13 protein-coding genes are annotated in these 14,398 nt (G+C 68.8%); all 13 read right to left on the reverse strand.

Annotated features, from left to right (window positions below):
- Positions 1-658: diaminopimelate epimerase (gene dapF, locus QN345_RS08215; protein ID WP_323508560.1), on the reverse strand; the 658-nt coding region annotated here is incomplete at its 3' end.
- A gap of 64 nt (positions 659-722) precedes the next feature.
- Complete coding sequence (gene miaA, locus QN345_RS08220; protein WP_134446960.1) at positions 723-1,658, reverse strand: tRNA (adenosine(37)-N6)-dimethylallyltransferase MiaA; 936 nt, start codon at positions 1,656-1,658, stop codon at positions 723-725.
- Positions 1,633-3,384, reverse strand: coding sequence for a tRNA (N6-isopentenyl adenosine(37)-C2)-methylthiotransferase MiaB (gene miaB / locus QN345_RS08225; RefSeq protein ID WP_416347653.1), 1,752 nt, complete (start codon positions 3,382-3,384; stop codon positions 1,633-1,635). The genes miaA and miaB overlap by 26 nt, the downstream gene beginning before the upstream one ends.
- A gap of 44 nt (positions 3,385-3,428) precedes the next feature.
- On the reverse strand, positions 3,429-4,133 hold the full coding sequence (locus tag QN345_RS08230) for a regulatory protein RecX (protein ID WP_134561837.1): 705 nt from the start codon (positions 4,131-4,133) through the stop codon (positions 3,429-3,431).
- Positions 4,134-4,135: 2 nt separating this feature from the next.
- A complete protein-coding gene (recA, locus tag QN345_RS08235) occupies positions 4,136-5,287 on the reverse strand; it encodes a recombinase RecA (RefSeq protein ID WP_134446953.1) in 1,152 nt (383 codons plus the stop codon).
- Positions 5,288-5,558: 271 nt separating this feature from the next.
- Complete coding sequence (locus tag QN345_RS08240) at positions 5,559-5,780, reverse strand: DUF3046 domain-containing protein (protein ID WP_134446951.1); 222 nt, start codon at positions 5,778-5,780, stop codon at positions 5,559-5,561.
- A gap of 46 nt (positions 5,781-5,826) precedes the next feature.
- Positions 5,827-6,135 carry a helix-turn-helix domain-containing protein gene (locus QN345_RS08245; protein ID WP_134446949.1) on the reverse strand — a complete coding sequence of 103 codons (309 nt, stop codon included), beginning with the start codon at positions 6,133-6,135 and terminating at the stop codon, positions 5,827-5,829.
- Between the two features lie 170 nt (positions 6,136-6,305).
- Positions 6,306-6,818, reverse strand: coding sequence for a CinA family protein (locus QN345_RS08250; protein WP_134447028.1), 513 nt, complete (start codon positions 6,816-6,818; stop codon positions 6,306-6,308).
- Positions 6,819-6,887: 69 nt separating this feature from the next.
- The gene (gene pgsA, locus QN345_RS08255) at positions 6,888-7,487 is read right to left on the reverse strand and encodes a CDP-diacylglycerol--glycerol-3-phosphate 3-phosphatidyltransferase (RefSeq protein ID WP_134446947.1); all 600 of its coding nucleotides are present in this window, start codon (positions 7,485-7,487) and stop codon (positions 6,888-6,890) included.
- Positions 7,488-7,489: 2 nt separating this feature from the next.
- Entirely contained in the window at positions 7,490-10,486 is a 2,997-nt protein-coding gene (locus QN345_RS08260; RefSeq protein WP_323504574.1) for an FtsK/SpoIIIE family DNA translocase, read from the reverse strand.
- Between the two features lie 89 nt (positions 10,487-10,575).
- Positions 10,576-12,252 carry a ribonuclease J gene (locus tag QN345_RS08265; protein ID WP_134559743.1) on the reverse strand — a complete coding sequence of 559 codons (1,677 nt, stop codon included), beginning with the start codon at positions 12,250-12,252 and terminating at the stop codon, positions 10,576-10,578.
- 28 nt (positions 12,253-12,280) lie between these two features.
- The gene (dapA, locus tag QN345_RS08270; RefSeq protein WP_134559745.1) at positions 12,281-13,258 is read right to left on the reverse strand and encodes a 4-hydroxy-tetrahydrodipicolinate synthase; all 978 of its coding nucleotides are present in this window, start codon (positions 13,256-13,258) and stop codon (positions 12,281-12,283) included.
- Positions 13,259-13,306: 48 nt separating this feature from the next.
- Positions 13,307-14,398, reverse strand: a 1,092-nt coding sequence (locus QN345_RS08275) for a glycoside hydrolase family 26 protein (RefSeq protein ID WP_323508561.1), incomplete at its 5' end; no start/stop codon positions are given.

Raw genomic sequence — 14,398 nt, forward strand, 5'->3', positions numbered from 1 at the left:
CGCGCATCCGGATGTGTCCGACGCCGTCGACGACCAGGGGGTCGCCCGGCACCACGAATTCGACGTTGGCCCCGTCGGCCGGTTCGGGGTCGAGCTGCGGGATGTAGCCGAGGTCCGCGCTCTCGAGTTCACCGAGGTCCGCGAGGGCGACCACGACGTGCGGGTTGCCGACGTTGATCCCGAGACCGGGCCGGGCGACGGCGAGGTTCCTGGCACGGACGAGCGGTTCGCCGCCGTCGAGCCGCCAGCGGCCCAGGTCGACCTGGTAGCCCGCAGCGTTCCGCTGCACGTCACGGACGCCCGCGCGCGTTCCGACGACGAGGGTGTCCCCGCCGGGCACGTCGGCGAGGCCCTGTTCGGCGAGGAACCGGGCGTAGACACGGATGCCGTTGCCGCACATCTCGGAGAGCGTCCCGTCGGCGTTCCAGTAGTCCATGAACCACTCGGCCTGGTCGTCCTCCGCGAGGGCTGGGGCGCCGGCCTCGAGGCTGCGCGAGCGGACCGCGCGGATGATGCCGTCGGCGCCGATGCCGAAGCGGCGGTCGCAGATCGCGCGGATCTGCGCCGGGGTCAGCTCGATCTCCCCGTCCGGATCGGCGAACAACACGAAGTCGTTGCCCGTGCCCTGGCCCTTGGTGAAGTTGAGATCGATGCCCATCAGACCAGTGTAGGGAGCAGACCGGGCACCACAGACCCACACTCCCCGTCGAATCGGTTCCGGGTCAGAGGTGCGAGCGGGCAGCCTCGACGCGGTCGGGGGCGTCGTAGTCGATCCAGTGCGTGTCCTGTGAGCGCTTGAACCAGCTGACCTGCCTGCGCGCGTAGCGACGGGTGAGCTGTTGGGTCTGCTCGATCGCCTCGGCCTGGCTGAGCCGGCCGCTGAGCTGGCCGAGCGCCTGCGCGTAGCCGATGGCGCGGCTCGCGGTCACCCCGGTTTCGAGGCCGGCCGGGATGAGGCCCCGCACCTCGTCAAGGAGACCGCCGGCCCACATCCGGTCGACACGGGCATCGAGGCGCGCGGTGAGTTCCTCGCGCGGCGCCCTCAGGCCGAGGGTCACGGCCGGACGCCAGTACACGGGCTCCCCCGGTAGGGCGGCGAGGTGCGGCGCTCCGGTGAGTTCGACGACCTCGAGCGCGCGCACGAGGCGGCGGCCGTTGCTCGCGCCGATCCGGGAGGCGGCGCCGGGGTCGACGACCTTCAGGCGCGCATAGAGGACGCCGGGGCCCTGCTCGACCAGGTCGGCCTCGAGCCGGGCGCGCAGTACCGGGTCGGTCGCCGGGAACTGGAAGTCGAAGACCACGGAGGAGACGTAGAGCCCGGATCCGCCGACGAGGATGGGCACGGCCCCGCGGGCGGCGATGTCCTCGATCGACGAACGGGCCTCGGTCTGGTAACGGGCGACCGCGGCCTCGTCGGTCACGGCGAGCACGTCGAGCAGGTGGTGCGGGATCCCCCGCTGCTCGTCGGCTCCAAGCTTGGCGGTGCCGATGTCCATGCCGCGATAGAGCTGCATGGCGTCGGCGTTGACGATTTCGGCCGGGGTGCCCTCTGCCCTGAGGCTCTCGGCGAGGTCGAGCGAGAGCTCGCTCTTGCCGGTGCCGGTCGGTCCGACGATGACGACAAGCACCCGGTTAGCGCTCACCGTCGTCGACGGCATAGATCGGTACCGTCGAGCTGGCATTGACCGCCGGGATCCGGCCGGAAGCGGTCGGAACGGCGGGCACCGGAGCAGGGCCCTGGGCCGCGGCGGAGGCCGCAACAGGATGCGGCGTGGCAGAGTGCGGCGTGGCAGAGTGCGGCGTGGCAGAGTGCGGCGTGGCAGAGTGCGGCGTGGCGTGCGGGGCCGCGGGACGAAGGCCGAGCGTGGGCATCCCGAGCGAGACGGAACCAGCAGCGGAGGTGCCGGCGTGGCTCGGCACGCCGCAGGCATCCGCCTCGGCACGGTCCCAGGCGTCGCCGGCCGTGGTCCGGCGGATGCGCAGCGGCGCCCCGTCCGGGGAGTCGGCGATGAGGTGGAACGGTGCGGCCTGGGTCACCGTCACCGTGACGAGGTCCCCGGGACGCGGGCGCTCCGAACCGTCCGGCACGTCGAAGTGCACGAGGCGGCTGTCGGGCGCACGCCCGCTCATCCGATGGGTGTCCGAGTCCTTGCGGCCCTCCCCGTTCGCGACGAGCAGTTCGAGCTCCCGGCCGATCACGGCCTGGTTCTCTTCCCACGAGATGCGTTCCTGAAGCACTGCGAGGCGCTCGTACCGATCCTGGACGATCTCCTTGGGCACCTGGTCGGCCATCTCCGCGGCCGGTGTGCCCGGGCGGATCGAGTACTGGAAGGTGAAGGCCGTCGCGAACCGTGCCCGTTCGACGACACGGAGGGTCTCCTGGAAGTCCTCCTCCGTCTCGCCGGGGAAGCCGACGATGATGTCGGTGCTGATCGCCGCATCGGGCATCCGCGCACGAACCCGGTCGAGGATTCCGAGGAAACGCTCGGATCGGTAGGACCGGCGCATGGCTTTGAGCACCCGGTCGGAACCGGACTGCAGCGGCATGTGCAACTGCGGCATCACGGCGGGAGTGTCGGCCATGGCCTCGATGACGTCGTCGGTGAACGCGGCGGGGTGCGGGCTCGTGAAGCGGATGCGCTCGAGTCCCTCGATCTTCCCGGCGGCGCGGAGAAGTTTGCCGAAGGCGAGGCGGTCGCCGAATTCGACGCCGTAGGAGTTGACGTTCTGGCCGAGCAGCGTGACCTCGATGGCTCCGTCGTCGACGAGGGCCTGGATCTCGGCGAGGATCTCGCCCGGCCGACGGTCCTTCTCCTTGCCACGCAGGGCGGGGACGATGCAGAAGGTGCAGGTGTTGTTGCAGCCGACGGAGATGGAGACCCAGCCGCTGTAGCTCGAGTCGCGCTTGGTCGGCAGTGTCGAGGGGAAGGTCTCGAGGGCGTCGAGGATCTCGAGCTGGGCCTCGCCGTTGTGCCGGGCGCGTTCGAGCAGGCTCGGCAGCGCACCCATGTTGTGGGTTCCGAAGACGACGTCGACCCACGGCGCCTTCCCAAGGATGACGTCCTTGTCCTTCTGGGCGAGGCAGCCGCCGACGGCGATCTGCATGCCCGCGTGGCGCCGTTTGATCGACGCGAGCTGGCCGAGGTTGCCGTAGAGCTTGTTGTCGGCGTTCTCGCGCACCGCGCAGGTGTTGAGGACGACGATGTCGGCTTCGGCCCCGTCGGCGGGAACGTACCCGGCCGCCTCGAGGGAACCGCTCAGCCGTTCGGAGTCGTGCACGTTCATCTGGCAGCCGAAGGTGCGCACCTCATAGGTGCGTGCCCGGCCGTCGTCGTCGCGGGCCGCCGGCGACGGGGCGATCAGGGTCTTCATGCTCAGGGTCATAGTGACTCCAGTTTACGCGACCGCGCCGGACCTTCCCGATTCGGCTACTGGAACCGCACGCCGGACGAGCCGCCGCCGTTGCGCGAGTCGAGCGCGGCCTGGACCGCTTCGCGCACGACCGAGGACGGGTAACCCTTGCGCATCAGAAATGCATTGAGCCGGCGATCGATGGTGCGATCGTCGAGGCGGCCCAGCTGCTGCACGCGCTTGATCGCGACCTCGATGGCCCGTTCGGTCTCGTCGTCGGGCATGGCGTCGAGCGTCTCCGCGATGAGCTCCTTGTCGAGGCCGCGGCGGCGCATCTCGGCCTGGACGCCGGAGCGCCCAAGGCCCTTGCGCTCGTGCTGGCTGTAAACGATCTGCTCGGCGAGCTTCGCTTCGTCGAGATAGTCGAGGCGGATGAACCGTTCGACGATCTCTTCGATCTCGCTCTCCGGAAGGTCGAGTCCGACGAGCACGCCGCGGGCCTCGGAGATGGACAACGAGCGACCGCGAAGCCGCTGCAGGAGGACCTGCTCGGCGTGTTCGCTGTCCGGGTCGACGGCGTGGTCGAGGTCTCCGGTATCGACCGCACCCGAGGCGACCCCGCCGGAGTCAACCTCGGAGACGTCCCCGGCAGAGGAGGATGCCTGGGCGCCCGGCAGGTAGCTCACCGTCGCGAGAGTGCCCCGACGCTTGGCCGGGGCTCCGGTGGCCGCCGCGGCGGCCGGCTTGATGTCCGGCTCGGCCTTGGGTTCGAAGTGCACCATGCTTACGCGCCCTTCCGGGCGGCGAGCCTGGCCTGGGTGGTCTTCGGCTGAGTCACGTCGTCCCCTGCCGCCGCGCGGGCAGCGGTCGCGGCCTCCTTCGCGGCGAGCTCCGTCGCAGCTTCCGCGGCGGCGGCGGCCTTCTTGGCGGCTGCGCCTTCCGGCGAGATGCCGAGCTTGAAGAGGATCTTGCTCTCGATCTCGTTGGCCATGTCCGGGTTCTTCAGCAGGAAGTTCCGGGAGTTCTCCTTGCCCTGCCCGAGCTGGTCGCCGTCGTAGGTGTACCAGGCGCCGGACTTCTTCACGATTCCCTGTTCGACACCGAAGTCGATCAGGCTGCCCTCGCGGGAGATGCCGATGCCGTAGATGATGTCGAACTCGGCCTGCTTGAAGGGCGGCGCCATCTTGTTCTTGACGACCTTGACCCTGGTGCGGTTACCGACGGCTTCTGTGCCGTCCTTCAGGGTCTCGATCCGGCGGATGTCGAGGCGAACCGAGGCGTAGAACTTGAGTGCCTTGCCGCCCGCGGTGGTTTCCGGGCTGCCGAAGAAGACACCGATCTTCTCGCGGAGCTGGTTGATGAAGATCATCGTGGTGTTGGTCTGGCTGAGCCCGCCGGTGAGCTTGCGGAGGGCCTGCGACATCAGCCGGGCCTGGAGGCCGACATGGGAGTCGCCCATCTCGCCCTCGATCTCGGCGCGGGGCACGAGGGCGGCGACGGAGTCGATGACGATGAGGTCGATCGAGCCGCTGCGCACGAGCATGTCGGCGATTTCGAGCGCCTGCTCCCCCGTGTCGGGCTGGGAGACGAGGAGGGCATCGATGTCGACGCCGAGCTTCTTTGCGTAATCAGGGTCGAGCGCGTGCTCGGCGTCGATGAACGCGGCGATGCCGCCGCCCTTCTGGGCATTGGCGATGGCGTGCAGGGTGAGCGTGGTCTTACCGGAGGACTCCGGACCGTAGATCTCGACGATGCGCCCGCGCGGGAGCCCGCCGATGCCGAGGGCCACGTCCAGTGCGATCGAACCGGTGGAAATGGTTTCGACCGGTGCCCGGTCGTCGCTGCCGAGGCGCATGATCGAACCCTTGCCGAACTGGCGGTCGATCTGGGCGAGCGCGGTGTCGAGCGCCTTCTCGCGGTCTGCTGCTGATGCCATGGTGGGTCTCCTTCGGTCGTGCGTTTCGGCGCCTATAGGCTGTCGCGAAACACTCACCGGGAGGACCCCGGTGTGTGCTCTGGGACAAGGCATTCGCTGTCTGTCACTGACGAAGGCGACTGTACGCCGCACCCCCGACATTGATCGGGAAGCGCTACGACGGTGGACACTTCTGCACTGACTCCTGCTGGTGAGGAGCCTACCAAAGGTCGAACACGTATTCGAGCACCGACGCGCCGAAACGGGTGCGTCGTCGAAGTCCGGAGGAAGACTACGGGCGCGGCGCCGGCACCCCTGCGCCGAACCAACGGCTCTTGGGCACGTCGGTCTCCGCGCACAGCGCGAGCCAGACGTCGCGCGCCGGAACACCGCCGGCCAGGGCCTGGTCGGCGGTGTTCCCGAGCGAGGTGAGCACGAGGTCGCGGGTCAGCACACGACCGTACGACTCGCCGAATTCGTCTTTCAACGCCTGACGGAATTCACTGAGTCTCACGAAGCCACCTCAACGGCGGGGAAGGAGGGGATGGGGAAGGCCGGGGTCAACGAACCATCATGCCGGTGTCGTACGTCGCGACGAGCTCGTCGGGAACGGTGTCGGGGAAACGATCGATTCCCTCGATGACGGCGAGGCGGTCTCCCACCTCACGCATGATGACCGAGATCGGGGTGTCCAGCGCGTCAGCGACGGACGCCAGAATCTCGGATGACGCTTCCTTCTGGCCGCGCTCCACTTCGCTCAGGTAACCCAGGGCCACGCTGGCCTTGCTGGCGACCTGACGCAGTGTGCGCCCTTTCTGAAGTCGGAAGTCCCTGAGCACATCGCCGATTTCCTGTCGTACAAGAATCATCGGAACCTCCTTCTATTACTTATCAAGTGCAGCCTTATCAAGTAAAGCTACTTCGGTCATGCCGGTGGCGGATGGATAACAGTACTACATCCACCCGACTCCTGCAGACTACCCAGAACGACTGGGGTTTGCTTGTGAATATGTACTGTGTAACCCAGCGTTTACGCGAACTATTCCGTCGGTAACGTGGCTATCAGCCCACGCACAGCTTCGACGGCCGCCCGGACCGTTTTCGCCCGGATCGCGGCGCGGTCACCGGTGAGGGTGAGCAGGACCGCCGAGGATTCGGTTCCGATTGAGAGGCCGAGATAGACCGTCCCCGGTTGCCGGTCGCCCTGGGGGTCCGGACCGGCGACACCGGTCGTCGCGACCCCGATATCCGCGCCGCGGCCGCCGAGGGTGAGCCGCCTGCGCGCGCCCGCGGCCATCTGGCGCGCGACCTCCGGATCGACGGGGCCGTGCGCGGCGAGGAGTGCGGGGTCGACGCCGAGGAGGGTGTGCTTGAGTTCGGTCTGGTACGCGACGATGCCGCCGGCGACGACGACGGATGCCCCGGGGATCCTGATGAGTTCGGCCGCGAGTGCTCCCCCGGTCAGGGACTCGGCCACGGCGATGGTGAGGCCCCGGCTGGTGAGTTCGAAGATCAGGGCCGCGGTCGGATCATCCGCTTCGGTCGCATTCACCGTCACATCGGTCGGCTCGGGCACATCAGTCGGATCGGGCACATCGGTCGTATGGATGGTCACGGCAGGTCAGCCGTCGTGCCGGGACTGGCGCGAGACACGCCGGGCGGCGACGAGGTAGTCGATGCCGGTCGACACGGTCAGCACGAGCGCGACGGCCATGGCCGCGTAGTTGACCCAGTGGATCCAGTCGCCGAGCACGAGCCAGAGCGGCACGAGGAAGAGCGAGATCGCGACGGACTGCATGATCGTCTTGAGCTTGCCGCCGCGGGAGGCCGGGATGACCCGGTCGCGGAGCATCACGAAGCGGAACGCCGTGATGCCGAGCTCGCGGACCAGGATCACGATCGTGACCCACCACCACAGTTCGCCGAGGATCGAGAGGGCGACGAGCGCTCCCCCGGTGAGCACCTTGTCGGCGATCGGGTCGAGCAGCTTGCCGAGGTCGGTGACGAGGTTGTACTTGCGGGCGATCGCTCCGTCGATCCCGTCGGTGGCGATCGCGAGGATGAACAGCACGGCGGCCGCCCAGCGCAGCGCGCCGTCCTGGCCGGCGTCGGCGAGCAGCATCCAGATGAACAGCGGGGCGAGCAGGATCCGCACGACCGTGATCAGGTTGGGCAGGTTCCAGTTGCTGGGGTGTGCGACGGGTTCGGATGCTGTGGCCATGATCAGTCCCTGCCGGTGAGGTTCCAGGCATCCTCGTCTGCTGACGACGCCTCTTCCTCAGGGTAGCCCTCGCTCATTTTCGCGACCGGGTCGCCGGCGTAGCGGGGGTCGGGCTGGGAATCGCGGCGGGTATCCGCCTCGTGGGCGGCGTTGGCCTGGCGGGCCGCCGTTGCGGCGTGGTGCTCGTCGTCGGAACCGCGGAGCAGGGCGAGCACGCTCGGGAGCTGTTCGACGGTGACGAGCACGTCGCGGGCCTTCGACCCCTCGGACGGGCCGACGATCTCGCGGGACTCGAGCAGGTCCATCAGCCGGCCGGCCTTGGCGAAGCCGACGCGCAGCTTGCGCTGCAGCATCGAGGTCGAGCCGAACTGGGTCGACACGACGAGTTCGGCGGCGGCGAGGAGCACCTCGAGGTCGTCTCCGATGTCGGAGTCGATCTCCTTGCGCGGCGCCTCCATCGAGACGTCCGGCCGGTAGTCGGGGCGGGCCTGCTGGGTGACGTGCTTGACGACCCGTTCGATCTCCGCCTCGCTGACCCAGGCGCCCTGCACGCGGATGGCCTTGGATGCGCCCATCGGCAGGAAGAGCGCGTCGCCCTGGCCGATGAGCTTGTCCGCGCCCGGCTGGTCGAGGATGACCCGGGAGTCGGTGACGCTCGTCACCGCGAACGCGAGGCGGGACGGCACGTTGGCCTTGATCAGGCCGGTGACGACGTCGACGCTCGGACGCTGGGTGGCGAGCACGAGGTGGATGCCGGAGGCACGGGCGAGCTGCGTGATCCGCACGATCGAGTCTTCGACGTCGCGCGGGGCGACCATCATCAGGTCGGCGAGCTCGTCGACGACGACGAGCAGGTACGGGTACGGCTTGAGGGTGCGCGCGCTCCCGGCCGGAAGCACGATCTCGTTGCCGACGACGGCCTTGTTGAAGTCGTCGATGTGGCGGAAACCGAAGCTGGCCAGGTCGTCGTAGCGCATGTCCATCTCTTTGACGACCCACTGCAGCGCTTCGGCGGCCTTCTTTGGGCTCGTGATGATGGGCGTGATGAGGTGGGGCACGCCGGCGTATGCGGCGAGTTCGACCCGCTTCGGGTCGATCAGCACCATGCGCACGTCGCTCGGCTGGGCGCGCATCAACAGGCTCGTGATCATCGAGTTCACGAAGCTCGACTTACCGGAACCGGTCGAACCGGCGACGAGCAGGTGGGGCATCTTGGCGAGGTTGGCCACGACGAATCCGCCGCCGACGTCCTTGCCGACGCCGATGGTCATCGGGTGGGTGCTGTTCGTGGCCGCCGCCGAGCGGAGCACGTCGCCGAGGGTGACGATCTCGCGGTCGGTGTTCGGGATCTCGATGCCGATCGCGCTCTTGCCGGGGATCGGCGAGAGGATGCGCACCTCGTTGGACGCGACCGCGTACGAGAGGTTCTTGCTGAGGGCGGTGACCCGTTCGACCTTGACGCCGGGGCCGAGTTCGATCTCGTACTGGGTCACGGTCGGGCCGCGGGAGAACCCGGTCACCCGGGCGTCGACCTGGAACTGGGTGAGCACCTCGGTGATCGACGTGACGATGACGTCGTTCGCCGCCGAGCGCGCCTTCGCGGGAGGTCCGGCGGTCAGGGTCGTGTTCGACGGCAGCTCGTACGGCACGGCCGGGTGATCGCCGGTGTCCGGGTGCAGCGGATGCCCGTCCTCGCCGGGCACCGCACCGGTCGCCCCTGCGGCACCCAGGCCGTCGAGTCCCGGAAGCACCTCGGTGAGTCCCGCCGCCGCGGCCGAGCCTGGGCCGCCGGTCGCCTCGTCGTCGTGCAGGCCGAAGTCCGAGCCGCGCGGCACATCGATCTCGCCGGTGAAACGCTTGATGGCGTCCTCGGCGCGGAGCAGGTCCTCGAGTACCTCTGTGCCGTAGTGGTCGCCGCCGGAACCGCCGCCGGACAGCCCGACCGAGAACGGCGTGGCCGGTGTCGGCACCGGGGACCCGTCCGCGGGCGCGATGGCGCTGTCGAAGCCGCCTCGGCCGTCGCCGCCGAGAAGGGTGCTGAGGGGATCGTCGCCGGCCCCGGACGGGCCGTCGCCCGCCTTCGAACCGTGAGCGCCGGCATCCGACACGAGGGCGCCACCGAAGTCAGGGTCTTCCTCGCGCTTGCTGTTGTTGCGACGCCACCAGGGCAGGGCGCTGTTGCCGTCCGGCTCGCCGTCGAGACCGTCGAGTTCGACCTGGGCGGTCTTCTCGGCGCGCTCGAGTTTCGCGGTCTTCGCCGCCGCGCGCTCGTCCTCCGTGGAGAGCTCCGCGCCGAACAGCCAGGCGTAGAGCTCGCGCGAACGCTGGCCGATCCGGTTCGGCGGGGTCTTCGTGATGATCAGCAGGCTCAGGGCGAGCAGCAGGATGATGATGGCGGTGGCGCCGATGGCCGTCGTGAGGGCGATCAGCGGGGCTGCGATCATCCAGCCGATCACGCCGCCGGAGAGGGCGAGCACGTTCATGCCCTGGGTGGGCGTCGGCTGGCCGCCGTAGACGTGGCAGAGCCCCGAGACGGAGACGAGCAGCAGGCTCAGGCCGATGCCGATGCGCCCGTTGTCGTGCACAGAACTGGGCTTGCGGAACAGCCAGATCGCGAAGACGAAGAGGATCACCGGCAGGGCGAACGCGACCCGGCCGAAGAGCCCGCCGAAGGTCCAGGCGTCGAAGTTGCGGGCGATCGCGTTGTCGATCAGGAACCATTCCACGACCGCGCCGGCAACGGCGAGCAGCACGAGGAAGAACGGCAGGCCGTCGCGGCGTTCCTCTTTGGAGAGCTTTTCCGGGCCGAGTGCGCGAGCGGCGGCGCCGGCGACATGGGCGAGGGCGAGCCAGGAGCGCACGAAGAGGCCGGGTTCGGTCTCCGCTGCGGCGAACTTGACCGTCTTCTGTGCTGTGGTGCGGGCAGCCGGCTTGCGCGCGGGCGTACCGCGGGCCGGCGTGGTGCGGGCGCGCCCGGTCGACTTAGTGCTCGTGGCCATGAAGTCCACGGTACCGCCGAGCCACCGATTCCGCGTGAGCCCACGCGGTCCTGGTCGTGGCGCCGCACACGCGAGCGCCTCCGGCGACCCTAGGCCTCGATGACGAGCGGCACGATCATCGGGCGGCGGCGGAACGTGACGTTGACCCACCGGCCGACCGTGCGGCGCACGATCTGCTGCAGCGCGTGCGGGTCGCGGACCCCGTTCTCGGCGGCCTCGCCGAGGGCGGCGCGAATCTTGGGCAGCACCGCATCGAAGACAGAGTCGTCCTCCGCGAAGCCCTTCGCGTGGATCTCCGGGCCGACGATGACGTTGCCGGTCTTGGCGTCGACGACGATGATGATCGAGATGAAGCCCTCCTCTGCGAGGGTGCGCCGGTCCTTGAGGTCGGCCTCGGTGATCTCGCCGACGGTGGAGCCGTCGACGTAGACGTAGCCGAGGTCGAGCTGGCCGACCTTCCGCACGACGCCGTCCTTGAGGTCGAGCACGGTGCCGTCTTCGGCGAGGATGACGTTCTCCGGCGGCACCCCGGTCTCGGCGGCGAGCTTCGCGTTGGCGACGAGGTGCCGGTATTCGCCGTGCACCGGGAGCACGTTCTTGGGCTTCAGGATGTTGTAGCAGTAGGTGAGCTCGCCCGCGGCGGCGTGGCCGGAGACGTGGACCTTTGCGTTGCCCTTGTGCACGACGTTGGCACCGAGCTTGGTCAGGCCGTCGATGATGCGGTAGACCGCGTTCTCGTTGCCGGGGATGAGTGAGCTCGCGAGGATCACGGTGTCGCCGGGGCCGACCTCGACCTGGTGGTCCTGGTTGACCATCCGCGCGAGCACGGCCATCGGTTCGCCCTGGGAGCCGGTCGACATGTAGACGATCTTGTCGTCGGGGATGCTGCCGGCCTTCTTGAAGTCGACGAGCACCCCTTCCGGCACGGTCAGGTAGCCGAGATCGGCTGCGATGGTCATGTTGCGCACCATGGAGCGGCCGAGCAGGGCGACCCGGCGTCCGTTGGCGTGCGCGGCGTCGAGCACCTGCTGCACCCGGTGCACGTGGCTGGAGAAGCTCGCGACGATGACGCGGCGCGGAGCCCGGGCGATGACGTCGTCGAGGACGGGACCGATCAGCCGCTCCGAGGCGGTGAAGCCGGGGACATCCGCGTTGGTGGAGTCGACGAGGAAGAGGTCGACTCCCTCAGTGCCGAGCCTGGCGAACTCGCGCAGGTCGGTCAGCCGGTGGTCGAGAGGGAGCTGGTCCATCTTGAAGTCGCCGGTGTGCAGCACGGTGCCGCCCGCGGTCTTGATCGCGACGGCGAGGGCATCCGGGATGGAGTGGTTGACCGCGACGAACTCGAGGTTGAACGGGCCGAGCCGCTCGGTCTGCCCCTCGGCGACCTGGAGCGTGTACGGCACGATCCGGTGTTCCTTGAGCTTGGCTTCGATGAACGCGAGGGTGAGCCCCGAACCGATCAGGGGGATGTCCGCCCGCAGCTTGAGCAGGTACGGTACGGCGCCGATGTGGTCCTCGTGCCCGTGCGTCAGCACCACGCCGAGAATGTCGTCGAGGCGGTCCCTGATCGGGCTGAAGTCGGGCAGGATCAGGTCGACGCCCGGCTGGTGCTCCTCGGGGAAGAGCACGCCGCAGTCGACGATCAGGATCTTGCCGTCGATCTCGAACGACGTCATGTTCCGGCCGATCTCGCCGAGGCCGCCGATCGGGATGATCCGGAGCGTTCCCGGTTCGAGTGTGGCCGGTTCGTAGACGTCGATGGGCATGGGCCCTCCTCGTGGTTCGGTGTGCTGACTAGCGGGTGGTTCCGGCGATCTTGGGCAGGGCCCCGCCGGCGGCGGCGTTGCGGTCCGGGCGGAAGTTAGAGAAGTCCACACCGGGGATGTTCTTGACGAGGTCGATCTCGTCCTCGATCTCGGCGGCTTCCCATTCCTCCGGGCCGACGAGGGGCAGCCGCACGCGGGGGCTCGTGATGCGCCCGAGGCCGTGCAGGATGTACTTGGCGGCGACGGTTCCGGGCACGTGGGTCATCACGGCGCGCACGAGCGGCTCGAGCTGCTTGTGTGCGGCGGTTGCGGTCTTGAGGTCGCCGGCGTTGACCGCGTCGACCATCTGCCGGTACGGGGTCGCCGCGATGTTCGCGGTCACGCCGATCAGTCCGGTCGCGCCGATCGACAGGTGCGGGAGCACGTTGGGGTCGTCGCCGGAGAAGTAGAGCAGGTCGGTCTGGTTGAGCACGCGGCTCACCTGGGCGAGGTCGCCCTTGGCGTCCTTGACGGCGAGGATGTTGGGGTGCTTCGCGGCGCGCAGCAGAGTCTCGTATGCGATCGCGACGCCGGTGCGGCCGGGGATGTCGTAGAGGATCACCGGCAGGTCGGTCGCGTCGGCGATCATGCGGAAGTGGGTGAGGATGCCGGCCTGGGTGGGCTTGTTGTAGTACGGGGTGACGATCATGTTGCCGTCGGCGCCGGCCTTCTCGCTCTGCCTGGCCAGCTGCATCGCGTGCGCGGTCTCGTTCGAGCCACCGCCCATGATGATCTTCGCGCGGCCGGCCGCGACGTCCTTGCCGACCTCGACGAGGCGCAATTTCTCCGCGTCGGTGAGGGTCGAGGTCTCCCCCGTTGTTCCGGTCACGACGATGCCGTCTGCTCCGGCCGTGATCACGTCGTCGATGTGCTTCGCCACGCCCGCCCAGTCGACCTCACCGTCGGCGGTGAAGGGGGTTACCAGGGCGACGAGGACCTGGCCGAACGGATTCTCAGACATAGACACGTGGACAGGCTATCGCCTTGCCGGCGTCCGGCGGCAGTCCCGGCCGCGTTAACCGGCCTTCTGGGCGCACGACTCGTCGGGATGCCCGAAGATCAGCCAGCCCGGAAGATCGCTGAGGAAGGCCGACCGTACCGCGGCGCTGCGGGCGAGGGTCCAGTCGACGCGCGCCCCGATCTCGGTCTCGTATTTCTCCCACTCGAACCAGTTGATCATGTGCAGCCTGGGGAACCTCGTCGCCGTGTCGGCCGAGAACACCTGGCGCCACCACGCCCGCTTGATCGCCAGTTCCTGGGCCGGATCTCCCCCGGACACCACGAGCGCCGCGGTTTCCGGGATCGCGACGGGTTTGCCGTGCCCCTCGCCGTAGACGCCGTAGAAGTCGGGCGTGGCGGTCTCGTCGCCGGCGAGCCCTGCGTAGGTTCCGGTGAGCTGGGCGGCGAACTTGCCGGGCTCCGGCACTTCGTCCTCGCCCCAGGGGTATGCGGATCCCCAGTGGTACAGGGACATGCCGACCCAGTCCACCACGTCGTCTCCGGGGTAGTACGGCAGGTAGGGGTCGTCCCTGATGGTGAGCGTGCCGTCGCCGTCTGTGTCCAGGGCGGTGAAATCGGGCGTGCCGGGCTTCGCCGCGTACACTCCACCGGCGAAGGGATAGCCGCCGCCGTAGTTCGGCGCCCACATCATCGCCGAACCAGGGGCATCGCGTTTCACGGCGTCCGCGACCCTGCGGAACGCCGCGACATACTCCGTCGGCTGCTGGCCCCACTCGTACCAGGACCCGTTCATTTCGTGGGCGAAGCGCACGACGACGGGTACGCCGCGGTTGTTGAGTCCGCCGAGCAGGGCGCCGAGGTTGTCGGCAACGGCAGGGGTGATGGCGGCGAGACCCGCGCGAGGTTCGAGGGTGAGCAGGAGTTCGCCGCCGTTGGCGAGCACCTGGCCCGCTGCGGCCCCGACGTTGGCGCGGTCGTCCGCACTCATCGGCAGGCCGGAGAAGGAGACGGCGACCGCGGGACGGAGGCCGCTACCGCTGAATTCGGCGAGGGTCTCGGCGCCCCAGTCCAGGTTGACCCCGAACAGAACCCCCGTGTGTGGAACCAGGTCGGCCGTCGATGTGACCGCGCACGAGACCGTCGGAGA

The sequence above is a fragment of the Cryobacterium sp. 10I1 genome (assembly GCF_035019805.1).
Classification (GTDB): domain Bacteria; phylum Actinomycetota; class Actinomycetes; order Actinomycetales; family Microbacteriaceae; genus Cryobacterium; species Cryobacterium glucosi.

Coding starts and splice junctions, on each gene's coding strand:
- QN345_RS08260 (WP_323504574.1), bottom strand. CDS start 10,486: ATGGCCACGAGCACTAAGTCGACCGGGCGCGCCCGCACCACGCCGGCC.
- recA (WP_134446953.1), bottom strand. CDS start 5,287: ATGGCATCAGCAGCAGACCGCGAGAAGGCGCTCGACACCGCGCTCGCC.
- miaA (WP_134446960.1), bottom strand. CDS start 1,658: ATGCCGTCGACGACGGTGAGCGCTAACCGGGTGCTTGTCGTCATCGTC.
- miaB (WP_416347653.1), bottom strand. CDS start 3,384: ATGACCCTGAGCATGAAGACCCTGATCGCCCCGTCGCCGGCGGCCCGC.
- QN345_RS08245 (WP_134446949.1), bottom strand. CDS start 6,135: ATGATTCTTGTACGACAGGAAATCGGCGATGTGCTCAGGGACTTCCGA.
- pgsA (WP_134446947.1), bottom strand. CDS start 7,487: ATGGCCACAGCATCCGAACCCGTCGCACACCCCAGCAACTGGAACCTG.
- QN345_RS08230 (WP_134561837.1), bottom strand. CDS start 4,133: ATGGTGCACTTCGAACCCAAGGCCGAGCCGGACATCAAGCCGGCCGCC.
- QN345_RS08265 (WP_134559743.1), bottom strand. CDS start 12,252: ATGCCCATCGACGTCTACGAACCGGCCACACTCGAACCGGGAACGCTC.